The sequence below is a fragment of the Bradyrhizobium nitroreducens genome (assembly GCF_002776695.1).
GTDB classification, from domain to species: Bacteria; Pseudomonadota; Alphaproteobacteria; order Rhizobiales; family Xanthobacteraceae; genus Bradyrhizobium; species Bradyrhizobium nitroreducens.
The window spans coordinates 1,459,305-1,484,673 of the sequence record NZ_LFJC01000003.1 but is presented as its reverse complement, the minus strand read 5'-3'; the positions used below and the strand labels follow the sequence as shown (position 1 = coordinate 1,484,673).

Below are 25,369 nucleotides of genomic sequence, written 5' to 3'. Positions count from 1 at the left end.
TTAGTTCGATCGAGCGCTTCTGCGCTTACAGTTTGCCCGCCAAGGCCTAAAATGCCACGAACTTTTGGTTCAGGACACTAGATCAGCTTCCGCTGCGCCAAATTCTTCATCAGCGCGCCGATGCCGAAGGTCCAGGGCTCGCACTCGTCGCTGGTGCGCATGCGGTTGACGAGCTTGCCGAGTTGCGGCGCTGCGATCGTGACGATGTCGTCGCGCTTGTGGGTGAAGCCCTGCCCTGGAGCATCGCGATCCTTGACGGGTGCGAACATGGTGCCGAGGAAGAGGACAAAACCGTCGGGGTATTGATGGATCTTGCCGATGGTCTGCGCGACGAGATCGGTCGGATCGCGGCTGATCTTGCTGATCGAGGAATGGCCGTCGAGGACAAAGCCGTCGGTGCCCTTTACGTTCAGGCTGATGTCCAGCCTGCGCGCATCGTCGAGCGTGAAGGTGTCGTCGAACAGACGCAGCAACGGGCCGATCGCGCAGGACGCGTTGTTGTCCTTGGCCTTCGACAGCAGCAGCGCCGAGCGGCCCTCGAAGTCGCGCAGATTCACGTCGTTGCCGAGCGCGCCGCCGACGATCCTGCCGCGGCTGGAGACGAACAGCACCAGCTCCGGCTCCGGGTTGTTCCAGGTCGATTTCGGATGCAGGCCCGCATCCATGCCGGTGCCGACCGACGACATGGTCGGCGCCTTGGTGAAGACCTCGGCATCGGGGCCGATGCCGACTTCGAGATACTGACTCCAGGCGTTCTGGTCGATCAGCACCTGCTTCAGATGCATGGCCTGGTCCGAGCCCGGCTTGAGCTTTGACAGATCGTCGCCGATCAGCCGCGTCACTTCTTTCCGGATCGCTTCGGCGGAGGCCGGATTGCCTTTGGCGCGCTCCTCGATCACGCGCTCCAGCATCGAGATCGCAAAGGTGACGCCGGCGGCCTTCAGGGTCTGGAGATCGACCGGTGCAAGCAGCCACGGCTTCTTGGGGTCGCGTCCGTCGGGAGCGGTGTTGGCCACGATCGCTTCGAGATCGCCGATGCGCTCGCCCGCGGTCGCGGCCAGCGCCTTGGCCGGATTGTCTTCCTCGCACAGCGCGCTGACGGTCGGAAACTGCGCCGTGACGTCAAACACGCCATCACCGCGCACGGCGACCACGGCCGGACCATTGACCTGCGGCAGCCAGACGCGTCCGACCAGGGTCCCCTTCGTTCCATCCTCGGGGAGAAGGTCCTTCACCGTCAAAGTCGTCATGGTCGCGTCCTCGCTGCTTTTGAGGACCGGCCGCGTTCATAGGCGACCGATCCCATTGGCGAAGACCAATAAACGTCTGGCGGGGGAAGTCCAGAGCGGCAGGATGCCCCGCTGCTATGCCCCTGCCCGCGCCTTTCGCGCCGCGATCTGCTGCAGCGCCCAACGCGCATTCTTGCGCACATCGGGATCAGGATCATCGGCAATGACGGCCAGGAACGCCTCGCCATCGGGATGGGCGATCTCGCCGAGTGCCGCAGCGGCCTCCTTCCGCAGGTTCGCCTGATCATGATTGACACAATTGCCGATCGGGCGCACCGCGCGCTCGATCTTCATCCGGCCGAGGCTTCGGATCGCCTTCAGTCGCACCTGCCAGAACTCGTCCGCGAGACACGTGACCAGTGGGTCGGCGGCCAGCGAACCATTGACGTTGAGTCCGAGCGTTTCCGCCGCCATCTCGCGGACCATCCAGTCGGCATCCTTCAATGCTCGCGTGATCGTTTCGGCCGCCGGCTTCAGCTGCGAGAAGGCCAGCGCGCTAACGGCGGCGCGGCGGACGTGCGCGTCGGGGTCGTTGATCAGCGCAGTCAGCGCGGGGATGGATTCCTCCAGCTTGAGGAAGCCGATCACGCCGATCGCCTGCACGCGCACGGCGGCGTCCGAGTCCTGCAGCGCTTCCAGCGCGGGCTTCAGCGTATCCTTGCAACGCAGCTCCTTCAGTGCCCGCAGCGCGCCCATGCGAACGAAAGCGTGGGCATGCCTCACCAGCGGCAGGATGATCTCAGCGCAGGCGGGATCCTTGAACTCGGCCATGCTGTCGGCCGCCGCCGCTGCGACGATCCTCTCGGGATCGACCAGCAGCTTCACCAGCGCGCTCGCGGCCTCCGGCCCGTCGAACTCGCCGAGCGCCATCGCGACTTGCTGGCGCACGCCGGCATCGGGATCGGCGACCATATTGGCGAGGTGCGCGACAGCGGCCGGGTCGCCGGAATGACCGAGCGCAATGATGGCGACGCGGCGCTCCGCAGGATCGGCGGCCTGAAGACGCTCGTCGGCGTCGTCGAGATCGTCGTAGGATTCGAACGGGCTCGACATGCTCACCTCAACAGATAGGGAATGTTGACGGTGACGGCGCCGGTCGGGCAATCGGCTTCGCAGGGCATGCAGTACCAGCACTCGTCATAGGCCATGTAGGCCTTGTTGGTCATGTCGCTGATGCGCAGGACGTCGAGCGGACAGACGTCGACGCAGACGGTGCAGCCCTTGTCGGCGATGCATTTGGCGTCGTCGACCACCACCGGAACCGACGTCTGGTATGAAGCGAGAGGCATTTGCTGTCTCCTGTTGTTCTGTTGCGGTGGATCAGGCGGTGGCGCGGATGCGCTGCTTGTCGTAGAGGTCCTTCTCGTCGTCGGCGATCGGCACGACGTAAGGCTCGACGGCGCGCTTCTCGCTGGTCATCTTGCCGTTCTGCTTCGACAGCAGCGTGTGGCAGAACCAGTTCTCGTTGTCCTTCTCCGGGAAGTCGGTACGCCAGTGATAGAGACCCCAACGGCTCTCCTCGCGATAGAGCGAGGCGTGCGCGGCCATGTCGGCGCAATCCATGATCGACTGCACTTCGAGGGCGCGGAGCAGCTCGTGCGCGTTGCGTGCGATCATGCGCTCCTGCATGTCCTCGCGCGCTTCGGCGAGACGACGCATGCCGAGCTCGTATTTGCGCGTGACCTTCGGCGGCTGCAGATAGTCGTTGACCAGGCGCCGGGTCTTGTACTCGATCTGGTTCGGCGGAATGCCGTCCTCGCGCTTGGTCGGCGCCATCACGCGGTCGCGCTCCATCGCGACATCGGCGGCGTCGAACTTCGCAAAATCATGGCTGTCGGCGAACTCCATCGCGTCGATGCCGGCGACCGCGCCGTTGGTGAAGGCGCCGAGCATGTAATTGTGCGGCACGCTCGCCATGTCGCCGGCAGCGTAGAGGCCGGGCACGGTGGTACGGGCGTTGTCGTCGACGAACACGCCGGAGGCGCTGTGGCCGGAGCAGAAGCCGATCTCGGAAATGTGCATCTCGATGGACTCGCTGCGGTAGTCGACGCCGCGACCCTGCTGGAACAGGCCGCGCGTCGGACGCTCGACCTTGTGCAGCGTGGACTCGATCTCCGAGATGGTGTCGGGGTGGAGGTGCTTGAGCTGAAGGAATACAGGGCCCTTGCCCGACAGCAACTCGTTGTAGAACTCCAGCATCATCTGGCCGGACCAGTAGTCGCATTCGATGAAGCGCGAGCCCTCGTTGTTGGCGGTGTAGGCGCCGAAGGGACCGGCGACATAGGCACAGGCCGGGCCGTTGTAGTCCTTGATCAACGGGTTGATCTGGAAGCATTCGAGGTTCGCGAGCGCGGCACCGGCGTGATAGGCCATGGCGTAGCCGTCGCCGGAATTGGCGGCGTTCTCGTAGGTGCCGAACATGTAGCCGGAGGTCGGCAGGCCGAGGCGACCGGCGGCACCCATGCAGAGGATCACGGCCTTGGCCTTGATCACCAGCATCTCGGCCGTGCGGGTGTTGACCGACACTGCCCCGGCGATACGGCCGTCGGCGGACTTCAAGAGCCGCGTCGCCATGTAGCGGTTCGAGATCAGGATGCGGGCACGGCGGAGCTGGCGATAGAGCGCCTTCTTCACGGTTTCGCCATTCGGCATCGGCAGCACGTACGTGCCGATGTGGTGCACCTTCTTGACGGCGTAGTCGCCGTTCTCGTTCTTCAGGAAGCGGATGCCGAAGCTGTCGAGCTCCTCGATGATGCCAAAGCAATTCTGCGCATATTTATAGACCGCCTTCTGGTCGACGATGCCGTCGTTGGCGATGGTGATTTCCTTGGTGTACTGCTCCGGCGTCGCATAGCCGGGGATGACGGCGTTGTTCAAGCCGTCCATGCCCATCGAAATCGCGCCGGAGCGCTTGACGTTGGCCTTTTCGAGCAGGACGACGTTGGCCTTCGGGTTCTTCAGCTTCGCTTTCAGCGCCGCCATCGGGCCGGCCGTGCCGCCGCCGATCACCAGCACATCGCAGGAAACCTCCGAAAGTCCGTCGACGATCTGATCTAGTGACATCACTTGCTCCTGGTTCGCCGATCTTCGGCGCCTTTGCATCAGACTTGTTCAGGGGGCGCCGCGGCGATAGCAATTAGTTGTCGCCGGACAGCGATTTGCGCCTCAGCGCTCGACAAAGGCCTTTTCGATGACGAAATGGCCAGGCTGGCTATGGTTGCCCTCGACAAAGCCGCGTGCAGAGAACATGGCGGGGAGTTCCTCGAGCATTGCCGGGCTGCCGCACAGCATGATGCGGTCGTTCCTGACATCGAGGCCGGGTTGCCCGATGTCGTCGAACAGCTGGTTCGAAGCGATCAGGTCGGTGATGCGGCCCCGGTTCCGGAACGGCTCGCGAGTGACGGTCGGGTAGTAGACCAGCTTGTCGCGGATCAGCGGGCCGAAGAACTCGTGATCGCGCAGGCCCTCGACGACGTGCTCACCATAGGCCAGTTCCGAAACCTGGCGGCAGCCGTGAGCCAGCACGATGGTCTCGTAATTCTCGTAGACGTCAGGGTCCTTGATCAGGCTGGCGAATGGAGCAAGGCCCGTCCCGGTCGAGAGCAGCAGCAGGCGTTTTCCCGGAATGAGGTTACCGGTGATCAGCGTGCCCGTGGCCTTGCGGCCGACCAGGATGATGTCGCCCTCCCTGATCTTCTGCAGGCGCGAGGTCAGCGGACCGTCCTGCACCTTGATCGAGAAGAACTCGAGCGCCTCCTCGTGATTGGCGCTGGCCATGCTGTAGGCTCGCATCAACGGTTTACCCTCGACCTCCAGCCCGATCATGGCAAACTGGCCGTTCTGGAAACGAAAGCCGGGATCGCGCGTCGCGGTGAAGCTGAACAGGGATTCGGTCCAGTGCCGGACCGACAAAACCGTTTCCTTCTGAAATGCGCTCATCATCTCTCCTTGTCGATGCGGCCAAGGTCACGGAGAGCGCGGACTCCGGCAATTCGGAAGTGAGATTCCCGGTCGATTAGTTTCACATTTCGCGGACGGTGATCGAAGGCGAGGCACGCGGTCAGGCCCGCGCCGGCAATTAGTTGCTATTCGCGCAAGCCTGCGCCGACATAGAGAGAAGTCGGAGGTTCCGCATGACCATGACTCTGGTGGCCCCGACCGTGTCCGAGTACGAAGCGAGCGATGATCTCGCGACGTTGCTCGTCCGCACCGCGCAGGACGACGCGCTGAGCGTGCCCGCCGAAAAACTTCGCCTCTCCTGCAAATGTGCTCACTGCACCCGCGCCCGCTTCGACGGCCGCTTCCCGGAGACATTTCCGGGGATTGCGATCACCGAGATCGGCGATCTCGGCTACGGGCTGAACATCGCGTTCTCGGACGGGCATAACAGGGGGATCTATCCGAAGACCTATTTGCTGAGTTTGGCGGGGCGCTAAGGCCCGACCGTTGTCCTTGCTCCACTGCCATTCCCCGCGAAGGCGGGGAATCCAGTACGCTGCGGCCTCTCCGTAACCCATTGCTGCCCCTGGAATACTGGATCGCCCGCCTTCGCGGGCGATGACAACGGAGTAAATCTGGCACGGACATTGCTCCTCTTTAGAACGGTTTGAACGTTCCGGAGGCAGATGATGTTGCAGGCGGCGAATGTGGTTCGCGGGGCCGTTCCCGCGGCAGTCCGGCCTGCGGGCAGCTCCTCGCTGCTGCTCACCGAGAACCAGCAATGGATCGGCGGTCCGCCACCGCTGATGGACAAGCTCTCGCCGCGCGAGCGGGAGTTGGTGCTGAAGCAGGGCCGGCGAAAGGTGCTCAATCGCGGCCAGACGCTGTTCAGCCAGGGCGGCAAGCATGACGGCATCTGGTTGATCGAGAGCGGGCGCATCCGGGTGTTCTACACCTCGCCGCTCGGGCGCGAGATCACGCTCGCCTATTGGCATGTCGGTAATTTCGTCGGCGGTCCCGAAGTGTTCGAAGGCACCGTGCATCAATGGTCCGGCGTCGCATCCAGCAATTGCAGCGTGGTGCACCTGCCCGGCAAGGAGCTGCGGTCCCTTGCCGCGGAGATCCCGAACCTTGCGATCGGCCTCATCGAAGGCCTCACCTTCAAGGGCAAATGCTATTCGGCGCTGGCGCAGATGCTGGGAACGCGCTCGATCACCCAGCGCCTTGCGCACCTGTTGCTGCATCTCGTCGAACTCTACGGCGTCGACGACGCCGACGGCACCGTGATCGCCGCGGCTTTCACCCATGCCGATATCGCCCACATGGTCGGCGCCACCAGACAATGGGTCACGATCAGCCTCAAGCGCATGCAGGAGAAGGGAATCGTTTTGACCAAGCGCTCGCAGATCGTGGTCTGCCGCACCGACGTGCTGGAGGAGATGCGCGGCCACGGATCCGATTAGAGGAATTTGCGGCCAAGGCCGATGCACAGGCAAGCGGCTTTATAGTGCAGGACTGCTCAAGGAGTATGCAATCACCTTTTCCCGGCAACTAATCGACTGCCGTCGTCATTCCGGATTTGCCGTGTCCCCTCCCTCACCCAATCATGGCGACCACAGCACATCCAACCGAATGAGGATGAGAATGGTCCGCCATCTTCCCACGCTCTCGATCGCGATGTCGGTGACGTCGCTGGCGCTCCTCGTCACGCAGCCGGCCACCGCGGAAACCGTCACGCTCGGCATCGGAACGCAGGACACCACGACCAACACGGTGACCGCCGGCGTCGTGATCCGACAGCTTCATCTCCTGGAGAAGTATCTGCCGAAGGACGGCAAATACGCGAACATCAAGTTCGAGCTGGAGTGGCAGAACTTCACCTCCGGTCCGCCCGTCACCAATGCGATGATGGCGAACAAGCTGCAGATCGGCATGATGGGCGACTATCCGCTGATCGTGAACGGCTTCACCTTCGAGAGCAATCCGGAGAGCAAGAGCCGGCTGATGGGCATCGCCGCCTACAGCCTCTCCGGCTCGGGCAACGGCCTCGTCGTCCACAAGGATTCGTCCTATTACGACCTCGCCGATCTCAAGGGTAAGCTCGTCAGCGTGCCCTTCGGCTCCGCCGCGCACGGCATGGTGCTGAAGGCGATGCAGGATCGCGGCTATGCGTCGGATTTTTTCCAGCTGGTCAGCCAGAGCCCAGAGGTCGGCTCGACCAATCTCCAGGAGAAGAAGATCGACGCGCACGCCGACTTCGTCCCCTTCGCCGAGCTGCTGCCGTTCCGCGGCTTCGCGCGAAAGATCTTCGACGGCGTCGAGACCAATCTGCCGACCTTCCACGGCATCGTCGTCCGCACCGATTTCGCAGAGAAATATCCGGAGGTCGTCGTCGCCTATTTCAAGGCACTGATCGCCGCCAACCAGTGGCTGCGCGACGACCCCAAGCTTGCCGCGGAAAAGATCCAGGAATGGACCGGCATCAACAAGGAAGTCGTCTACATCTTCCTGGGGCCCAGCGGCAACATGACGACTGACCCGACAGTCAAGCCGGCGCTGATCGATGCGGCCACGACCGACGTCAAGGTGCTGCAAAATCTCGGCCGCATGAAGGAATTCGATCCGAAGAAATGGGTCGACGACAGCTACATCCGCAAGGCCTACGCCGAGATGAAGCTCGACTACGACGCGCAGCTCGCGAGCACCAAGAACTACGAGATCTCGGGCGAGGACGCCTTCTGCAAGAAGCCGATCGCAGATCCCCGCAAGGCCGGCGAGGTCTGGGTCGATGATGCCGGCATCATGCCTTTCTCGTCCGCGGCTTGCACCCTCGGCGCCTATGCCGACTACAAGGCCAAGGGCAAGAAGATCAACGTCGCTTATGTCTTCGACACCACGCGCGGCATCAAGCTGTTCGCCGACCAGGCCTTCTTCGCGGTCGGCAATGGCGACGTCGCGCCGTTCCTGCTGAAGAAGGACGCCGAAGCCTATGCCGCCAAGATCAGCGGCAAGGTGCTCGGCTTCGACGACGCGGTGAAGGCCGCCGTCGGCGGAGGCAAGACGTGAGCAGTCCCGCCCTCGCAAGACATCCCGAGGACAGCATGCCGGCAACAGCACTTGCAGAGGCGGGCTCCGCGCCCGCCGTCGTCACCCCGCCCACGGCGCCGCCTTCCTTCGGCACGCTCGCGCTGCGCTGGTATCGACTCAACCGGGCCGGCCTGCGCGCGACCGCGATCGGCGTGATCTCGCTGCTCGCCTTCCTGCTGGTCTGGCACCTGCTCACCACCTATCGCGTGGTGTTCTTGGTCCGCTTCACCAACGTGCCCTCGCCGCTCGCGGTCTATGCCAGCTTCAGCAAGGCGATCCACGATCCCAAATTCCTGATGCACATCCTCTTGAGCTGCCGGCGCATCTTCATCGGCTTCTCGCTCGCCGCTATTGTCGGCGTGCCGCTCGGCCTGATCATGGGCCGCTTCAAGCTGGTGCACGAGATCATCTTCCCGGTCGCGGAAGTGCTGCGGCCGATCCCGGCGATCGCCTGGGTGCCGATGGCGATCATGTTGTGGCCGACCAACGAGCAGAGCATCGTCTTCATCACCTTTCTGGGCTCGTTCTTCCCGATCCTGGTCAACACGCTGCACGGAATGTCGCTGGTCGATCCCGTGCTGGTGCGGGCGGCGCAATGTCTCGGCGCGCGCGAGCGCTCGATCTTCCGCGAGGTGTACTTCCCGGCCTCGCTGCCGCACATCTTCACCGGGCTCACGGTCGGCATGGGCGTCGCATGGGTGTCGCTGATCGCTGCCGAGATGATCTCGGGCCAGTACGGCATCGGCTACTTCACCTGGGAGGCCTATTCGCTGGTCCAATATGCCGACATCGCGCTCGGCATGATCGCGATCGGCGTGCTCGGGCTCGGATCGAGCGTCCTGATCAGGGGCGCGGGACGTTTGGTGATGCCGTGGAGCGCAAAATGAGTGAGGTCTCGGTCAACACGCCGAAAGGCCATGTCGAGGTCAAGAACTTCTCCCTCGCCTACGAGACCATCGAGGGCGCGGTGCAGGCCGTCACCGACACCCAGATCCATGTGAAGCCCGGCGAGTTCGTCTCGATCGTGGGCCCGTCCGGCTGCGGAAAGTCGACGCTGCTCAATGCGGTCGCCGGCTTTCTCAAGCCCACGACCGGCATCGTCACCGTCGACGGCGAACGTGTGAATGGTCCCAGCGCCGAACGCGGCATGGTGTTCCAGCAATATTCGCTGTTTCCCTGGAAGACGGTGCGCGAGAACGTCGAGTTCGGCCTGAAGATGCGCGGCATGCCGCGCTCCCAGCGCGAGCGTGCCGCGCGCACGCTGCTCGGGCTCGCAGGTCTGGAGGCCTTCGAAAAGCACTATCCGGAAAGGCTCTCCGGCGGCATGAAGCAGCGCGTCGGCATCGTCCGCGCGCTCGCCACGGGGCCGAAGGTGCTGCTGCTGGACGAGCCGTTCGGCGCGCTGGACGCGCAGACGCGCGTCATCATGCAGCAGATCCTCACCAACATGTGGCAGCGGCTGAAGATCTCGGTGCTGTTCGTCACCCACGACATCGACGAGGCGATCTTCCTCTCCGACCGCGTCTATTGCATGACCGCGCGTCCCGGCTCGATCAAGGCTGAGATCCCAATCCCGCTGGAGCGGCCGCGGCAGCAGTCGATGATGATGTCGTCGGAATTCCTGGCACTCCGCCGCGGGCTGATGTCCCTGATCCGCGAGGAGAGTTTGAAAGCGATGGGCGGCGAGATCAGCGACATGGGCCTGCAGGGTCTGAACATAGAGCTGCACGGCCATTCGCTGGCGGATGTGATCTAGAGCTTCGGTTCTGATTGAATCAGAACCGAAGCTCTAGATTCTTGTTTTGACGCGTTTTCTTCACGCGAACCGGTGTCCACTTCGCTCGAAAACGCTCTAGCCGCTCGCTTGACGGCACTGTCCCTGTGTCAGCGCCGCACGATCGAGCCGGCGCGGCCGATCAGGCGGGCGAGCTGGCGGAAGCGGCTGCCGACGCGATCGGCGACGAGGTCGCCGAGCCGGTGCTCGAACACCAGCATCAGCTTGCGGCCCTGGCTGCGGAAATGCGTGGCCGTCAAAACGCCCGGGCGTGCCGCCGAGATCAGATGCGCGACGCGGAACGCAGCGCCCAAGAGGCGCGCGCGTTCGAGCTGCGCCGGCGTCAGCAGCTCCTGCATGGTGGTCGGCGGCTGGTTTTCCTCGCTCAGCCCCGCATAGCGATAGAACACCGACAGGCCGACGAAGGCGCGCTCGGTGTGGGTAATCGCACCGAAATTGCCGTTGACGACGAGGCTCAGCGTCTGCTCGCCGCGGTGATCGGGATGCACGCGCCAACCGATGTCGGACAGCAGGCAGGCAGTGTGACGCAGCCGGCGGTCCTCCTCGGTCTCGCGAAGCTTGACCACGCGGGCCAGTCGGTCGGTCCAGGCGATCAGCTCGCGGGCGTGCTTGGCCGAACGCGACAGCAGCTGGTTGAGCTCCTCGGCGGCGCAGATCAATCCGTCCTTGTTGCGCTCGGTCTCCGACAGCTTCTCGTGCAGCAGGCCCTCGCGCACGCCGAAGGTCGAGAACACGATGGTCTTCGGCTTCGCCACGCGGATGATGTGCTCGAGCACGAGCGCCGCATAGGTGAGGAGGGGGCGGCGCGCGTCCGCAACGCTCTCGATGTCGGCGAGCATGTTGGCGGCCGCAAGGCGCCTCAGCCTGCGGGAAAAGTCGAGCGCTTCGGCCGCGGACAGCGAATAGCCGTGCATCACCTGGAGCGGATAACCGCTCTGGATGATGTGGATGCGGGCGAGCGCGCGCCAGGTGCCGCCGACCGCGTAGAAGGTGCGGCCGCTACCCGCCTTGAGCTGCGGCACCTCGTCGAGCTCCTCGCGCACGATGCGGTCGGCGCGCTTGAGCGATTTGTGCGCGAGATCCTGCAGCGCGAGGCCGCCGAGCGGCAGCGTCACGCCGCTGCGCACGCTGTTCCTGCGCACGTCGATCAATTCGAGCGAGCCGCCGCCGAGGTCGCCGACGATACCGTCGGGGTGGTGGATGCCGGAGATCACGCCGAGCGCCGACAGCCGCGCTTCGCGCGGGCCCGAGAGGATCTCGATCTTCACGGCGCAGATGCGCTCGGCCTTGGCGATGAAATCGGGGCCGTTGGAGGCATCACGGCAGGCCGCGGTCGCGATCGCGAACACGCGCCCGACCTGCATCACCCGGCACAATGCGCGAAAGCGCTTGAGCGAGGTCAGCGCCTTGTCGACGGCATCGGGCGCGAGCAGGCCCGTGCTCTGCACCTCGCGTCCGAGGCCGCACAGCGTCTTCTCGTTGAAGATCGGAATGAGGCTCCGCGTCAGTCCCTCGTAGACGACGAGACGGACGGAGTTGGAACCGATGTCGATGACCGCGACGCTCGAGCCGCGCTTGCGCGGCCGCTTCACGTCGGAAATCCCCGATCAGGATTGATGGCGTTCGTTCCGGCGCGTGAGACGACGCGGCGAGGATTCCTTGAGCGACTTTCCACGGCCAGACAGACTCGGATTTGTCATGAAGTAGTTGTGCACGTTGAAAGGCTCCTCGCCCTTCGCGGCCTTCATACGCGTTGAGGACCCGTCCGGCAACAATTGCCAGCTCTGCTCATTGTCCTTCAGGTTCGCGACCATGATCTGCTCGAGAACCTGCTGATGCACCGTGGGATTTTGCAGCGGACACAGCACCTCGACGCGGCGGTCGAGGTTGCGCGGCATCATGTCGGCGGAGGAGATATACACAGCCGCCTTGGCGCTCGGCAGGCCTTGGCCCATGCCGAAGCAGTAGATTCGGCCATGTTCCAGGAAGCGCCCGATGATCGACTTGACGCGGATGTTCTCGGACAGGCCGGGAATGCCGGGGCGCAGGCAGCAGATACCGCGCACCACGAGCTCGACCTGCACGCCGGCCTGGGAGGCCTCGTAGAGCGCGTCGATGATGTCGGGGTCGACAAGCGCATTCATCTTCATCCAGACCGCGCCGTGCCGGCCGTGCCGCGCATGCGCGGTCTCGCCCTGGATGTGCTCGATGATGCGCTTGCGCAGGGTCAGCGGCGACACCGCCATCTTTTCCAGATCACTCGGCGCCGCGTAGCCGGTGATGAAATTGAACACCCGCGCGGCGTCGCGGCCGATGGTCGGATCGGAGGTGAAGTAGGAGAGGTCGGTGTAGATGCGCGCGGTGACCGGGTGATAGTTGCCGGTGCCGGTATGAACATAGGTGGTGAGGCTGCCACCCTCGCGGCGCACCACCATCGAGAGCTTGGCGTGCGTTTTCAACTCGAGAAAGCCGTAGACGACCTGCACGCCGGCGCGTTCGAGATCGCGCGCCCAGCGGATGTTGGCCTCCTCGTCGAACCGCGCCTTCAGCTCGATCAGCGCCGTGACGGATTTTCCGGCCTCGGCCGCCTCGGCGAGCGTGCGCACGATCGGCGAGTTGTTGGAGGTGCGGTAGAGCGTCTGCTTGATCGCGACGACATCAGGGTCGCGTGCGGCCTGCTGCAGGAACTGCACCACGACGTCGAAGGATTCGTAGGGGTGATGGACGACGAGGTCCTTCTGCCGGATCGCGGCGAAGATGTCGCCGCCGTGCTCGCGGACGCGTTCGGGATGGCGCGGCACATAAGGGGTGAATTCGAGGTCGGGCCGGTCGAGGCGGGTGAGCTGCGAGAGCTCGTTCATCGCCTGCACGCCATCGACCAGGAAGACCTCGTCATCGGCGGCCGAGAGCGCGTGCTGCACGAAGCTGCGCAGCTGCTCCGGCATCTTGGCGTCGATCTCGAGCCGGATCACCGACCCGCGGCGGCGGCGCTTGAGCGCCGTCTCGAACAGGCGGACGAGGTCTTCCGCCTCTTCCTCGATTTCGAGCTCGGAGTCGCGGATGATCCTGAAGGCGCCCTGGCCGTGCAGATTGTAGCCGGGGAACAGGCGATTGATGAACAGGGAGGTCGCCTGTTCCAGCGAGATCAGCCGAACGATCTTGCCGTCGGCGGGCAGTCGGATGAAGCGGTCGATCTTGCCGGGCATGCGGATCAGCGCGTTCATCTGCCTGCCGTCGGCGGCCCGCGTGAGCTGGAGCGCGATGGTGAAGCCGAGGCTCGGGATGAACGGGAAGGGGTGGGCCGGGTCGATCGCCAGCGGCGTCAGCAGCGGGAACACGTTGTTGAGGAAGTAGTCCTCGATCCAGGTCCGCTCCGCCTTGGTGACGTCCTTGCCGTCGACCAGCACGATGCCGACATCGGCCAGCGCGCCGCGCAGGTCGCGCCAGATCGCCTGCTGGTCCGAGGCGAGCTGCGAGACGGTGCGGTTGATCAGCGCCAGCTGTTCGGACGGTGTCAGGCCATCGGGGGCGCGCTCGGCAATGCCCTCGCGCACCTGGGCCTTGATGCCGGCGACGCGGACCATGAAGAACTCATCGAGGTTATTCGCCGAAATCGACAGGAATCGTACCCGCTCCAGCACGGGATGGTTGGGATTGACCGCTTCCTCCAGGACGCGGCGGTTGAAATGCAGCCAGGAGAGTTCCCGATTAATGAAGCGCTCGGGGCTCGACGCGATCGCCGGCACACCCTCAGCTTCCGGGGCTTTTTCTTTAGTTTCAATAGCTTGCGCAGAGTCCATCAGAAGTCGGTCCATCCTGTCTCGCCTTACGCTTGCGACCTACGCGCAAAACCCGCGGGAGCATGTGTTAGAGCGATGACGTTTCGATGACATTGATGTTCCGCCGCTTCGCTGCGTCAAGCCGGCTTCGCGCCGACCTGGGGGGCGGTCGGAGCGGATCAGGCGTCCCGGAGCAGCTCGGCGGCCAGCGCCCGGGTGACGGGGCGGCCGAGCCGCAGGGCCTCGGTGTCGAGCAGCTCCACGGCGTGGCGGGCGGCGGCCGAGGACCGCTCCAGGCGGGTGGCGAGGTAGCTGACCACGCTCTCGTCCACGGCGAGCTGGCGGTCGGCGCAGAATTTGACGATCAGGCCGCGGAACAGCTGGTCGTCGGGGGGCAGCAGCGCGACCACCGGCACGGCGCGCAGGCGCGAGCGGAGGTCACGGAGCTCGATCTCCAGCGCGGCCGGCACCTCGCGTCCGGTGAAGAGCACGTAGGCGCCGTCCTCGCGGGCGAGGTTCATCAGGTGGAAGAGGGCACGCTCGTCAAAATACCTTGCCCTGATATCCTCGACCACCAGCGCGCCGGTAGCGAGCGCCCCCGGAACGCCGGCGGCGGTCAGGACGTTGGCCGCGGTCGAGCGGGCGCCTGATATCTCGGCCCAGATCGCGGCGAGGTGGCTCTTGCCGCTGCCTTCCGGTCCGGCCAGCCACATGATCCGGTTCGGCCATTCCGGCCAGCTGTCGATCAGGGCGAGACCGGCCGCGTTGGCGGGGCCCTCGAGGAAATTGTCCCGGCTGAGGCTTTCCGCATGCGGAAGCGCAAACGCCAATTGTCGGGGATGGACGCGGCCTGCCACGCTCGTCTTGCTCCATGCCGGCGCGCCGGCCCGTTTGAAGAGAATTCGACTTGATCGAGGGAGAGTTGGCCTTTTGCGGGGCCGCGCTCCCTCTCATTTGGCCTCGATCGTACTCATGTGCCGCAGCCACTCGACGAGATAGAGCGACACCGAGGAGAGCGTGAAGACCGTGACGAGGCCCATCAGGATGATATCATAAGGGGCCGGCTTGAAGCCGAAGGCAAGCGCCGCCAGCACCAGGGCCGCGAACGCCACTTGTGCCACCGTGTTGAGCTTGGACACTTTCGACGGCTTCATCTCGACGGGCCGGTCGAACAGCCAGGACACGATCACGGCGGCGACGATCATGAGGTCGCGCGAGACCACCAGGATCACGATCCAGCGCGGGATCGCGCCCCAGATGCCCAGCGCCATGTAGATCGAGACCAGCAGGGCCTTGTCCGCGAGGGGGTCGAGCAGGGCGCCGAGCTCGCTCGTCATGTTGAAGCGCTTGGCCAGGAAGCCGTCCACGGCATCGCTGATACCGGCGATCAGGAAGACGGCGAACGCGACCTCCATTTGGCTCGACACGATGGCCCAGACGATGATCGGGACCAGCATGATGCGGCCCAGGGTAATGATGTTCGGAATACTCACGAAAGCGCTTCCCGGCACCCGGTCTGACCTCGAATCCGGCCCCTCGGGAGGCTGAACCGGTTGATATCTACATAGTATAGGGAGGAGCGCCATGCGAGCCATTGCGCGTCCCCGGAATTCGACGTAACCAGCCGCAAACCCACTGGAAATCGGGCATGACCGACCGCAAAAACGGCCTCACTTACGCCGATTCAGGCGTCGATATCGACGCGGGCAACCGCCTGGTCGATCTGATCAAGCCGATGGTGCGCGCCACCGCGCGGCCCGGCGCCGACGCCGAGATCGGCGGCTTCGGCGGCCTGTTCGACCTCAAGGCGGCCGGTTTCAAGGACCCGGTCCTGGTGGCTGCGACCGACGGGGTCGGCACCAAGGTCAAGATCGCGATCGAGACCGGGCTGCATGGCGGGATCGGCATCGACCTCGTCGCCATGAGCGTCAACGACCTCGTGGTGCAGGGCGCCGAGCCGCTGTTCTTCCTGGACTATTTCGCCTGCGGCAAGCTCGACCCCGAGGCCACGGCCTCGATCGTTGCCGGCGTCGCGGAAGGCTGCGGCGAATCCGGCTGCGCCCTGATCGGCGGCGAGACCGCCGAGATGCCCGGCCTGTACAAGGACGGCGATTACGACCTCGGCGGCTTTGCCGTCGGCGCCGCCGAACGCGGTACGCTATTGCCGCGCAAGGACATCGCCGCGGGCGATGCCGTGATCGGCCTCGCCTCGTCGGGCGTGCATTCCAACGGCTTCTCGCTGGTGCGCAAGATCGTGGAACAATCCGGCCTCGGCTTCGAGGCGCCGGCGCCGTTCGCGCCGGTGATGACGCTCGGCGGCGCGCTGCTGACGCCGACGAAGCTCTATGTCAAATCCTGCCTGCGCGCGATCCGCGAGACCGGTGCGGTGAAGGGCCTTGCCCACATCACCGGCGGCGGCTTCACCGACAACATTCCGCGCGTGCTGCCAAAGAACCTCGGCGTCGGCATCGACCTCGCGCGCCTGCCGGTGCTGCCGGTCTTCAAATGGCTGGCGGCGCAGGCCGGCATCGCCGAGCTCGAGATGCTCAGGACCTTCAACTGCGGCATCGGCATGATCGTGATCGTCGAGCCTGACAAGGTCGAGCAGGTCGTGCAGGTCTTCACCGAGGCCGGCGAGACGGTGGCGCAGCTCGGCACCGTGATCCCGGCCGAGGGCGAGCACCGCGTCGTCTATAACGGCCATCTCGACATGGCACTGTGATGGCTGGCGCCGTGACGAAGCGCCGCGTCGCCATCCTGATCTCCGGCCGAGGCTCCAACATGGCCGCGCTGATCAGGGCGGCCAGCGCGCCGGATTTCCCGGCGGAGATTTCGCTCGTCATCTCGAACAAGGCCGATGCGCTCGGTCTCGAACGAGCCAAAGCGGGCGGCGTGAAGACGCTGGTGATCGAGAGCAAGCCCTTCGGCAAGGACCGCGCCGGCTTCGAAAAGGTGCTGCAGGCGACCCTCGATGAGCACGGCATCGAGCTGATCTGTCTCGGCGGTTTCATGCGCCTGTTTACGGCCGAGTTCACACAAGCCTGGTACGGGCGGATGCTCAACATCCACCCGTCGCTGCTGCCGTCTTTCCCCGGCCTCGACCCGCACGGCCAGGCCTTGCGTGCCGGCGTCAAGCTGTCCGGCGCGACGGTGCATTTCGTGATCCCCGAGACCGATGCCGGTCCGATCGTCATGCAGGGCGCGGTTCCCGTCAGCGATCACGACACCGGCGATACGCTGTCGGAGCGCATCCTCGAAGTCGAGCACCGCATCTATCCCGAGGCGCTGCGGCTGCTTGCGACCGGCAAGGTCCGGATCGAGGGCGACGTCTGCAGGACGGACGGCAGCGGGCCGTCGGAGAATTTTCTGGTTGCGCCGGTGGTGCGCTGAAGCGCGTTTGCGGTTCAGCGCACCAAACAAAATCCCCCGGCAGAGCCGGGGGCAACGTCACGATCTCTCGCGTGTCAACCTTGAGAGAAATCAGGAGACCTTGAGGTTCTCCGCGGATGATTTGCCGCGGTTCTCCACGAGGTCGAATTCAACCACCTGGTTCTCGTTGAGGGTCGAAAGTCCTGCACGCTCGACGGCGGAGATGTGGACGAACACGTCCTTGTCGCTGCCGTTCGGCTTGATGAACCCATAGCCCTTGGTCGGGTTGAACCATTTGACGGTGCCCTTTTGCGGCATCGCTCGTCTCCTCCACTAGATATAAAAACGACGCGGCCGCTTTTTCGCGTGCCACGCCACAAACGGGCTTCCGAAGTCTGTTCGAGTCTTGAGGCTCAATGTCGCGAAACGCACAGTCGAGCGGCCAATTCCGATTGTGGCCAATATTGCAACATGAAATTCGCCCGTTAGCAAGCTGCGCTTGAATTTCAAGACCGAGGCGGATGCGTTCGTCTGCAATTTGCGACCTGTGGCCGTGGAACCACAATTGAGGGCAATCACCCCTGTCTCGGCGCTCCAACCGATTGACGCTCCGTGGCAGTTCAGCACAAATCGCCGCAGGGCGGCGCGCCCATGTTGTATTTTTGCGTGTCGCCCTTTTGCTTCGGGATTAGTCGTCATGCGCTGCAGCTCGCAGCCCTCCAGGACACGGCAGATGATCGGGTTCGATCGCGTTCGCGGGATCGCGGCGTCGGTCGCGATCGCGCTGGTGCTGGTCGTGACGATGTCGGCGGCGACGCCCGGCTTCGCCCAGACCCCGACACCGGCCGCGTCGCCGACGCCCACGCCGTCACCGACGCCGGTGTCGACGTCAATCGCCTATGATCGCTCGGCCGGCAACAGCGCGCTCGATCTTGGTTCGAACTTCCTGGAGCGGCTGGGCAACCAGGCATCGAACGGTTTCAACCGGACGACCCGGACCAATCCCGGCGGCGGCGGCGCGTCGGCCAGCACCGAAGATCCGCGCTACCGCACCTGGTTCGAGGGCTACGGCATGTCCGTCCGCACCGACCCGCAAGGGGACTTCGTCGGCGACCGGCGCAAGACGGTGGGCGGCGTCGCCGGCTTCGGCGCGCGCGTGGCGCCCGGCGTCAATCTCGGCTTCTCGGTCGACCAGAGCCACACCGACGTCGACGTGCCGCTGGCGCTGCAGTCGGCAACGCTCGACCTGACGCAGATCGGCTTCAACGGCTCGATCGACAAGGGCCCCTGGACCTGGGCGTTCGCCGTGGTGCACGGTTTCGGCAAGGTTCGTTCGAGCCGCGACACCGGCCTTGGCCTTGCGACCGCGGGCTATCGTGCCGCGGTCGACGGCGCGCTGACCGAGATCAGCTATTACTGGACCAAGGATCAGATGCGCATCGTGCCCAAGGGCGCGCTGGAATATGTCCGCGCCACCAGCGCGGCGTTCCAGGAGGCCGGCGGGCTCGATCCGCTCAACGTCGGCTCGACGGCGCTCTCGCGCGCCCGCATCATGATCGGGGCCGAGATCGGCCGTTACTTCATCATCGATCAGAAGATCCTGGACCTGTCGGCCTACGGCAAGTTCGTCGACAATTTCCACCAGGATTTGGGATCCGTTCAGGTCAGCCTCGGCGCCCAGAACATCGTGGTCCCCGGCATCGGCGAGAGCCGCTACGGCATGGATGCCGGCGCGTCGGCCTCGCTCAGCCTGACCAGCGTGGCGCGACTCTACGTCAATTACGACGGCAAGTTCCGCAACGAGCTGACGTCGCACCAGGGCACGGTCGGCTTCGAATACAAATGGTGAGCTGACGCTCGCCTGTGTTCAGGTCGGCGTCGCCGCGACATATCCCGTCAATCCAAATCCCTCTCGCGCCGCCGTCATCATCGGCACCAGCGCGTTCGGATGGATGAACTCGTCGCGGAAGCAGGGATAGGTCTTGGGATCGAAGATCTTCTTCAGCCAGTCGACCACGATCTTGTGGCGCTCGGAGGCGCGGAACTCTTTGTGGTAGGTGAGCCAGAGATCGGCATGGTGGCTGACACCGAGATCGACGGCGATCAGCGGCGCGCCGAGCGCGATCGAGACGGTCGGCAGGAAGCCGATGCCGGCGCCGCGCTCGACGGCGTAGAGCACGCCGACCGAGGAATTGGTCTTGATCCCGACGATGCCCTCGAGCGATTTCAGTCCGAGCACGCGAGCATAGGCGCTGTCGTCGACCTGCGGTGCGCTCTGCTTGATGATGCGATGGTTCTTCAGTTCAGCGAGCGTCGTCGGCACGCCGTAGAGGCTTTCGTACTCCTTGGAGACGAAGGGATAGATGTGGAGGCGGCCGAGCTTGGTGACGATCAGGTCGGGATTGGTAGGAGGCTCGAGCTGGATCGCGATGTCCGATTCGAGCCGCGCGACGTCGGCCTGCTCCATCGCGCAACGCAGATCGACGGTGATCCTGCGGTAGGTCTTCTGGAAGTCGATCAGTCGCGGCAGGATCCAGAAATTGCCGGGGCCCTCCGTCACCGCGACGCGCACGGTGCCCGAGGTGTCGTTCGACGATCGCGAGGCGCGGCGGAAGATGTTGAAGGCATGACGCTCCATATGCGCAACGTCCGCGATCATCGCGGTGCCTTCGTCGCTGAGCGTGAGCCCGCTCTGGTCGCGCAGGAACAGCTTGCAGCCGATGCTTTCCTCCAACCGGTCGATCCGGCGCATCAGCGTGGTGGAGGTGAGCCCGAGCTCCTCGGCGGCATTGCGAAAACTTTTATATTTTGCGCACGCTAAAAATAGTTTCAAATCGTCCCAGGACGCGTCCAGGGCTTCTTCACGGTGCTGCGTCATCGCAGCACCCCGGTGCAATAACTGCTGCATACTCCTGATCCCCAGCCGCTAAGCTCGTCGGCGTAGCGGGGCACGAAAGCCTCGAACGATAGAGGCGTGACATGGGTATGGAAAGAGGCTCGTTTGCCGCAAGGCATGATTTCGATGCCTTGCCGCTGAGTCCGGATGTCGAAGTCCACTGCGCGCAATTTTCCGAAATTGCCGCGCTGGCAGCGATGGCGCACCGCCTGGTGCCGGGCGTGAGGATCGGGGCGGCCGAGCTTGCGCGATATTTCGCGTTCGATCCGCAGAGCATCCTGACGTTCAGCCGGAAGGGCGACCTGGTCGGCGGCATGGCCTTCCTGTTTCTCAATGATCGCGGGCACGACGCGTTGCTGCTCGACGAGATCTGCCTCACTGCGCCCGAGACGCGCTATCTCGCTTCCGCGAAGGAAGACGTCGCGGCGATCTACATCTGGGCGATTGCCGCGACGGGGCGCGGGATCGCCGGTCTCGGCAAGGCTGCAGCGCATCTGCGACAGCTAAGGTTTCGCGGCGCAGATTGCTATGCGCAGCCGTCAACTGTGGCCGGACGCGACATCATGAAGGCGACCGGCTTCGTCCCGGTCCCGAGCTTCCAGCCCGATCTCTGGCGCTACGAGCGGCCCTGGCATCGGCAAACGATGCACATGCCGGGCGCGATCATCCAAGCAAGGAGTTTTGCAGATGCACGGTACTAGAATTCCTCTCGCCAAGCCCTGTTCCCGCGCCATCACCGTTCGTCTGGCGCGCGATCCCAGCGATCTCATGCTGGTCACCGCCATTCGTTCCGCGGTCTATCTCGCCGAGCAGGATTGCCCGTTCGAGGAGGAGTTCGACGGCAACGACATGGTCGCAGCGCACTTCATCGGCTTCGTCGGCAACGAGCCCGCAGGCTGCCTGCGGGTGCGCTTCTTCGGCGATTTCGCCAAGGTGGAGCGGCTCGCGGTGCGCCACCAGTACCGGCGCTCGCGCGTCTCGTTCAAGCTGGTGCAGGCGAGCGTCGATTACGTGAAGCGCAAGGGATTCCGCAAGATCTACGGTCAGGCACAGGATCGGCTGGTCGATTTCTGGGCCCATTTCGGCGCCAAGCCGCTCGGTCACAATCGTAAGATCACCTTCTCGGACTTCTCCTACACGGAAATGCTGCTGGAGATCGAGCCGGGTCCAGACGCGATCACGCTGGACAGCGATCCCTATGTGATCATCCGGCCCGAGGGCGATTGGGATCGGCCGGGCGTGCTCGACGCCTCGGCGGGGCGGTCCGTGACCTCACCGCTGCGAGACCTCGCGCTCGCCAGTCGTTGAAATTGGTGCAGCTCGACGCAAGACAATGCTGGCTTCCATCCAAGATGATCCGCCGATCCTGATCTGCGCGGATCTGCAGGTCGAGTATCTGACCCCCGGGCGTCGCCACGTCATCCTCGATGGCGACGCTGCAACCGCACGCTGCCTGGAACTGCTGACGCTGTGGCGCGGCAATCTCTGGCCGGTGATGCACCTGAAGCGCATCGCACAGGCCGCCTGGTTCAATCCGGCATCCAGGCTGACCGATTGGATCGCGGAGGCCAAGCCGCGGCCGGGCGAGATGACGTTCGAGCATCCGCTGCCGTCCGCCTACAGCTCGTCGCGGTTTGTGGACTACATGTCCAATATCCGCACTGTGCGCTGTATTCTCGTCGGTTTTTCCCTGGACGAGACCATTCTGGCGACCGCTGTCGACGGGTTTCACCGCAGCCATCGCTACCAGGTGGTCGCTGACGCCGTGGCTTGCCGGCAACCCGGCACGGCTGATGCCGCCGCCTACAAGCATGCGGTAGTGAATGTCGTTGCGAATTTTGCTACAATTCTCCCCAGCGCCGAACTGATCAGAACCAGCGGCGCCGTTGCGGTGTAGGCCACCGCGACCGGCGGATGGGGTGCAAGATTGTCACGGGGAGACGAGCTCAAGGAGCTGGCGAGCGACCTGTCGCATGCCGCCGAAAAGGCGCGCAGGCTCGGCCTGCCGACGACGGTCTATCTGCTCTCGATGGCGCTGGTCGAGGTGAGGGAAGCCGCTGCCCGTGCCGACGACGGGCACGACGATGACGCGGCGTAAGAGCTGCCCAGTCCCGATATGCGGCTTTGTGCAACGCTGCTGAGCGCTTGCTGCCGACGAATAGGCGTTGCAAGCTTCGCGCTGCCGCAATAGCCAGGGAGCTTGATCATCGAGTGATGACGCGGGCTCTGCCTGCGACGTGACGCTTTCAAGGATCTTCGCAAATGTCCATGCTGCCCAATTCGCAAGAGGCCCGGGATGTGGCCTATCAGCTCCATCCCTACACCAATGCACGCACGCATCAGCAGGCCGGTCCTCTGGTGATCGAACGTGGCGAGGGTCCTTACGTCTTCGACGCGTCGGGCAAGCGCTATTTCGAGGCGATGGCGGGCTTGTGGAGCGTCGGGCTCGGCTTCAACGAGAAGCGGCTGGTCGAGGCCGCGCACAAGCAGATGCAGGCGCTGCCGTTCTATCACACCTTCTCGGCCAAATCGCACGGGCCCTCGATCGACCTCGCCGAGAAGCTGGTCGCGCTCGCGCCCGTGCCGATGAGCAAGGTGTTCTTCACCAATTCCGGCTCGGAAGCCAACGACACCGTGCTGAAGTTGATCGCCTATCGCTCCAACGCGCTCGGCCAGCCGCAGCGCAAGAAGGTGATCAGCCGGATGCGCGCCTATCACGGCGTCACCATTGCCTCGGCCAGCCTTACGGGCCTGCCGAACAACCACCGCTCGTTCGACCTGCCGCTGCCGAACATCCTGCACACCGGATCGCCGCACTTCTACAAGGACGGCGCCCCCGGCGAGAGCGAGGAGGCGTTCGCGTCGCGCCGGGCCGAGGAGCTCGACGCGCTGATCCAGAAGGAGGGGCCGGATACGATCGCGGCCTTCTTCGGCGAGCCGGTGATGGGCGCAGGCGGCGTCATCGTGCCGCCGGCGACCTATTGGGACAAGATCCAGGCGGTCTTGAAGAAGTACGACATCCTCTTGGTGGCCGACGAGGTGATCTGCGGCTTCGGTCGCACCGGCAAGATGTTCGGCTGCGAGACCTACGGCATCAAGCCTGACGTGCTCGTGGTCTCCAAGCAGATCACCTCGAGCTATTTTCCGTTCTCGGCGATCATCATGAACGATCGCATGTTCGAGCCGATCGCGGACGAGAGCAACAAGATCGGCGTGCTCGGCCACGGCTTCACCGCGGGCGGGCATCCGGTCGGCTCGGCGGTTGCGCTGGAGAACCTCAAGATCATCGAGGAGCGCGGGCTGGTCGCGCATGCCGCCGAGCTCGGCGGCTACATGCAGGGCCGCTTGCGCGAGCTCGCCAGCCATCCGCTGGTTGGCGAGGTCCGTGGTGTCGGCATGATCGCGGCGATCGAGCTCGTGCTCGACAAGGGCCGCAAGACAGCGGCCGCGACGCCCGGCGCGGTCGGCGGCATCGCCAGCCGCATGCTCCAGGAGCGCGGCGTGATCTCGCGCAACATGCTGGATGCCATCGCCATCTGCCCGCCGCTGATCGTCACCAAGGCGCAGATCGACGATATGGTCGCCGCGATCGCGGGCGTACTGAACGACATGAAGGCGGAAGTGGCGAAGCTGACGCCGGCGTAATCGTTGGGCGGAACTCTATCACCGTCACCCTGAGGTGGCCGCTTCTTCAGCGGCCCTCGAAGGGTGCCGGCCTGGCTCTCTCGGAGCGGCGGCAGCGGGGCCGTGCATCCTTCGAGGCTCCCCGTGCGGTGCGTTGCACCGCGCGGCTCGTGCCTCAGGATGACGGTCTCATAGTTGTTGCGCGTTGGCAGCTAAGGCCTACTCCCGCTGAACCCCGATCACGCGGCCCTTCTCGACCGCCAGCGCCAGCTCGCCGCGCTTGAGCTTCAGGGCGGCATCGCCGAACAGCTCGCGGCGCCAGCCGCGCAAGGCGGGGACGTCGGCCTCGTCGTCGGCTGCGATCTCTTCGAGATCGTCGACCGTCGCGATCACCTTGCTGGCGACCGCATGCTTTTCGGCGGTCATGCGCAGCAACACCTTCAACAGCTCGACAATGGCGGCGCCATTGTTGTTGTTGCGCGGCTTCTCCAGCTTCGGCAGCGTGGCAGGATCGCGCGCCAGTCCGCGCGCGACCGCAGCCACGATGTCCGCGCCCCATTTGGATTTCTCGAAGCCCTTCGGCACCGAGCGCAGGTTTGCGAGCTTCTCCAGCGTGTTCGGCGCATGGGTGGCGATGTCGCTGACGGCCTCGTCGCGCAGCACCCGGCCGCGCGGCACGTCGCGGCTCTGCGCTTCCTGCTCGCGCCAGGCGGCGACCTCCATGAGGACGGCGAGGTCCTTGGGCTTGCGCACGCGCGTCTTCAGCCGCTCCCAGGCGCGCTCGGGGTGGAAGTCGTAGGTGCGCGGCGAGGTCAGGACCTCCATCTCGATGGAGACCCATTCGCTGCGGCGGCGCTTCTTGAGGTCGGCATCGAGCGCTGCGAACACGTCGCGCAAATGCGTGACGTCGGACACCGCGTAATGCATCTGCTCCTTGGTCAGCGGCCGGCGCGACCAGTCGGTGAAGCGGTGGGTCTTGTCCGGACGGTGGCCGGTGACCTTCTCGACCAAGGCGTCGTAGGCGATGCTGTCGCCGTAGCCGAGCACCATCGCAGCGACCTGGGTATCGAACACCGGATGCGGGATGATGTTGGCCTGATGCCAGATGATCTCGATGTCCTGGCGGGCGGCGTGGAACACCTTCAGCACGCTCTCGTTCGCCATCAGCTCGAAGAACGGCTTGAGGTCGATGCCTGCGGCCAGGGTGTCGATGACCACGGCTTCGTCGGCGCTGGCCATCTGCACCACGCACAGCAGCGGGTAGTAGGTGGTCTCGCGCAGGAACTCGGTATCGACGGTAATGACGGGGTGCTTGGCCAGTCGGCTGCAGGCAGCCGCGAGGTCAGCGGTGGTGGTAATTAAATCCATGAACGGCCCATGACACTTGATATCAGCCGTTCTGCCGAAAGTGCTGTGATGTCAAGGGGCTCGATGCGAATTCGAGCCTTGCATTTGGACCGGAATCGCTTTTTCCGACGAAATTCCTATTCGTAGCGGACCCGATGGGAGGATTTGCGGGCGCAGGGCAGCGCCACCACGACCACACACATGGCGACCAGCGCCAGCCCCAGGAACTCGAAAACCAACAGAT

At 64.4% G+C, this 25,369-nt stretch carries 26 protein-coding genes; 13 read left to right on the top strand and 13 right to left on the bottom strand.

Annotated elements, in window-relative coordinates:
- Window positions 1-77: 77 nt before the first annotated feature.
- The 5 genes from TSA1_RS07495 to TSA1_RS07475 all read right to left on the bottom strand — a co-directional run bounded on the left by TSA1_RS07495 (window position 78) and on the right by TSA1_RS07475 (window position 5,228).
- Window positions 78-1,250 carry a fumarylacetoacetate hydrolase family protein gene (locus TSA1_RS07495; protein WP_100175791.1) on the bottom strand — a complete coding sequence of 391 codons (1,173 nt, stop codon included), beginning with the start codon at window positions 1,248-1,250 and terminating at the stop codon, window positions 78-80.
- A gap of 114 nt (window positions 1,251-1,364) precedes the next feature.
- Window positions 1,365-2,342 (bottom strand): HEAT repeat domain-containing protein, encoded by a 978-nt coding sequence (locus TSA1_RS07490; protein WP_174718801.1) that lies wholly within the window; start codon window positions 2,340-2,342, stop codon window positions 1,365-1,367.
- A 2-nt stretch (window positions 2,343-2,344) separates the two neighbouring features.
- Complete coding sequence (locus TSA1_RS07485) at window positions 2,345-2,578, bottom strand: 4Fe-4S dicluster domain-containing protein (protein WP_007593252.1); 234 nt, start codon at window positions 2,576-2,578, stop codon at window positions 2,345-2,347.
- 31 nt (window positions 2,579-2,609) lie between these two features.
- Entirely contained in the window at window positions 2,610-4,352 is a 1,743-nt protein-coding gene (locus TSA1_RS07480; RefSeq protein WP_174718800.1) for a fumarate reductase/succinate dehydrogenase flavoprotein subunit, read from the bottom strand.
- Window positions 4,353-4,454: 102 nt separating this feature from the next.
- Entirely contained in the window at window positions 4,455-5,228 is a 774-nt protein-coding gene (locus TSA1_RS07475; RefSeq protein ID WP_100181019.1) for a ferredoxin--NADP reductase, read from the bottom strand.
- A gap of 200 nt (window positions 5,229-5,428) precedes the next feature.
- Here TSA1_RS07475 and TSA1_RS07470 point away from each other — a divergent pair, with 200 nt between their 5' ends.
- From TSA1_RS07470 to TSA1_RS07450, 5 genes are all read left to right on the top strand, one after another.
- On the top strand, window positions 5,429-5,725 hold the full coding sequence (locus tag TSA1_RS07470) for a gamma-butyrobetaine hydroxylase-like domain-containing protein (RefSeq protein ID WP_174719286.1): 297 nt from the start codon (window positions 5,429-5,431) through the stop codon (window positions 5,723-5,725).
- 189 nt (window positions 5,726-5,914) lie between these two features.
- Window positions 5,915-6,691 (top strand): Crp/Fnr family transcriptional regulator, encoded by a 777-nt coding sequence (locus TSA1_RS07465; RefSeq protein WP_100175787.1) that lies wholly within the window; start codon window positions 5,915-5,917, stop codon window positions 6,689-6,691.
- Window positions 6,692-6,872: 181 nt separating this feature from the next.
- Window positions 6,873-8,294: an ABC transporter substrate-binding protein gene (locus TSA1_RS07460; RefSeq protein ID WP_174718799.1), complete on the top strand. Its 1,422-nt coding sequence runs from the start codon at window positions 6,873-6,875 to the stop codon at window positions 8,292-8,294.
- Entirely contained in the window at window positions 8,291-9,202 is a 912-nt protein-coding gene (locus TSA1_RS07455) for an ABC transporter permease (RefSeq protein ID WP_100175785.1), read from the top strand. Before TSA1_RS07460 ends, TSA1_RS07455 begins: the two co-directional genes overlap by 4 nt.
- The gene (locus tag TSA1_RS07450) at window positions 9,199-10,071 is read left to right on the top strand and encodes an ABC transporter ATP-binding protein (RefSeq protein WP_100175784.1); all 873 of its coding nucleotides are present in this window, start codon (window positions 9,199-9,201) and stop codon (window positions 10,069-10,071) included. The genes TSA1_RS07455 and TSA1_RS07450 overlap by 4 nt, the downstream gene beginning before the upstream one ends.
- A gap of 128 nt (window positions 10,072-10,199) precedes the next feature.
- On the opposite strand, the gene ppx is transcribed toward TSA1_RS07450, so the two are convergent.
- The 4 genes from ppx to TSA1_RS07425 all read right to left on the bottom strand — a co-directional run bounded on the left by ppx (window position 10,200) and on the right by TSA1_RS07425 (window position 15,382).
- Entirely contained in the window at window positions 10,200-11,702 is a 1,503-nt protein-coding gene (gene ppx, locus TSA1_RS07440) for an exopolyphosphatase (RefSeq protein WP_100175783.1), read from the bottom strand.
- A 15-nt stretch (window positions 11,703-11,717) separates the two neighbouring features.
- Complete coding sequence (locus tag TSA1_RS07435) at window positions 11,718-13,910, bottom strand: RNA degradosome polyphosphate kinase (protein WP_174719284.1); 2,193 nt, start codon at window positions 13,908-13,910, stop codon at window positions 11,718-11,720.
- A 158-nt stretch (window positions 13,911-14,068) separates the two neighbouring features.
- Complete coding sequence (locus TSA1_RS07430) at window positions 14,069-14,746, bottom strand: P-loop NTPase family protein (RefSeq protein ID WP_100175782.1); 678 nt, start codon at window positions 14,744-14,746, stop codon at window positions 14,069-14,071.
- 93 nt (window positions 14,747-14,839) lie between these two features.
- Window positions 14,840-15,382 (bottom strand): CDP-alcohol phosphatidyltransferase family protein, encoded by a 543-nt coding sequence (locus tag TSA1_RS07425; protein ID WP_100181018.1) that lies wholly within the window; start codon window positions 15,380-15,382, stop codon window positions 14,840-14,842.
- A gap of 155 nt (window positions 15,383-15,537) precedes the next feature.
- Between TSA1_RS07425 and purM the strand changes: the two genes are divergently transcribed.
- Window positions 15,538-16,611 (top strand): phosphoribosylformylglycinamidine cyclo-ligase, encoded by a 1,074-nt coding sequence (purM, locus tag TSA1_RS07420; protein WP_100175781.1) that lies wholly within the window; start codon window positions 15,538-15,540, stop codon window positions 16,609-16,611.
- Window positions 16,611-17,279: a phosphoribosylglycinamide formyltransferase gene (gene purN / locus TSA1_RS07415; protein WP_174718798.1), complete on the top strand. Its 669-nt coding sequence runs from the start codon at window positions 16,611-16,613 to the stop codon at window positions 17,277-17,279. Before purM ends, purN begins: the two co-directional genes overlap by 1 nt.
- Before the next feature lie 90 nt (window positions 17,280-17,369).
- Here purN and TSA1_RS07410 read toward each other — a convergent pair whose 3' ends face one another.
- Together TSA1_RS07410 and TSA1_RS07405 are read right to left on the bottom strand one after the other, a co-directional pair.
- The gene (locus TSA1_RS07410; protein WP_027576280.1) at window positions 17,370-17,576 is read right to left on the bottom strand and encodes a cold-shock protein; all 207 of its coding nucleotides are present in this window, start codon (window positions 17,574-17,576) and stop codon (window positions 17,370-17,372) included.
- Between the two features lie 15 nt (window positions 17,577-17,591).
- Window positions 17,592-17,957 (bottom strand): hypothetical protein, encoded by a 366-nt coding sequence (locus TSA1_RS07405; protein ID WP_174718797.1) that lies wholly within the window; start codon window positions 17,955-17,957, stop codon window positions 17,592-17,594.
- On the opposite strand from TSA1_RS07405, the gene TSA1_RS07400 reads away from it, so the two are divergent.
- Entirely contained in the window at window positions 17,956-19,107 is a 1,152-nt protein-coding gene (locus TSA1_RS07400) for an autotransporter outer membrane beta-barrel domain-containing protein (RefSeq protein WP_100175780.1), read from the top strand. The two genes, TSA1_RS07405 and TSA1_RS07400, sit on opposite strands and share 2 nt — an antisense overlap.
- 18 nt (window positions 19,108-19,125) lie before the next feature.
- Here TSA1_RS07400 and TSA1_RS07395 read toward each other — a convergent pair whose 3' ends face one another.
- A complete protein-coding gene (locus TSA1_RS07395) occupies window positions 19,126-20,166 on the bottom strand; it encodes a LysR family transcriptional regulator (protein WP_100175779.1) in 1,041 nt (346 codons plus the stop codon).
- Window positions 20,167-20,237: 71 nt separating this feature from the next.
- Between TSA1_RS07395 and TSA1_RS07390 the strand changes: the two genes are divergently transcribed.
- From TSA1_RS07390 to TSA1_RS07375, 5 genes are all read left to right on the top strand, one after another.
- Window positions 20,238-20,855: a hypothetical protein gene (locus TSA1_RS07390; protein ID WP_174718796.1), complete on the top strand. Its 618-nt coding sequence runs from the start codon at window positions 20,238-20,240 to the stop codon at window positions 20,853-20,855.
- Entirely contained in the window at window positions 20,842-21,462 is a 621-nt protein-coding gene (locus TSA1_RS07385; protein WP_100175777.1) for a GNAT family N-acetyltransferase, read from the top strand. The genes TSA1_RS07390 and TSA1_RS07385 overlap by 14 nt, the downstream gene beginning before the upstream one ends.
- 25 nt (window positions 21,463-21,487) lie before the next feature.
- On the top strand, window positions 21,488-22,051 hold the full coding sequence (locus TSA1_RS07380; RefSeq protein WP_100175776.1) for an isochorismatase family protein: 564 nt from the start codon (window positions 21,488-21,490) through the stop codon (window positions 22,049-22,051).
- A gap of 30 nt (window positions 22,052-22,081) precedes the next feature.
- Window positions 22,082-22,252: a hypothetical protein gene (locus TSA1_RS39575; protein WP_174718795.1), complete on the top strand. Its 171-nt coding sequence runs from the start codon at window positions 22,082-22,084 to the stop codon at window positions 22,250-22,252.
- A 164-nt stretch (window positions 22,253-22,416) separates the two neighbouring features.
- Complete coding sequence (locus TSA1_RS07375) at window positions 22,417-23,799, top strand: aspartate aminotransferase family protein (protein ID WP_100175775.1); 1,383 nt, start codon at window positions 22,417-22,419, stop codon at window positions 23,797-23,799.
- A gap of 198 nt (window positions 23,800-23,997) precedes the next feature.
- Here TSA1_RS07375 and rnd read toward each other — a convergent pair whose 3' ends face one another.
- On the bottom strand, window positions 23,998-25,146 hold the full coding sequence (rnd, locus tag TSA1_RS07370) for a ribonuclease D (protein ID WP_100175774.1): 1,149 nt from the start codon (window positions 25,144-25,146) through the stop codon (window positions 23,998-24,000).
- Window positions 25,147-25,369 lie beyond the last annotated feature (223 nt).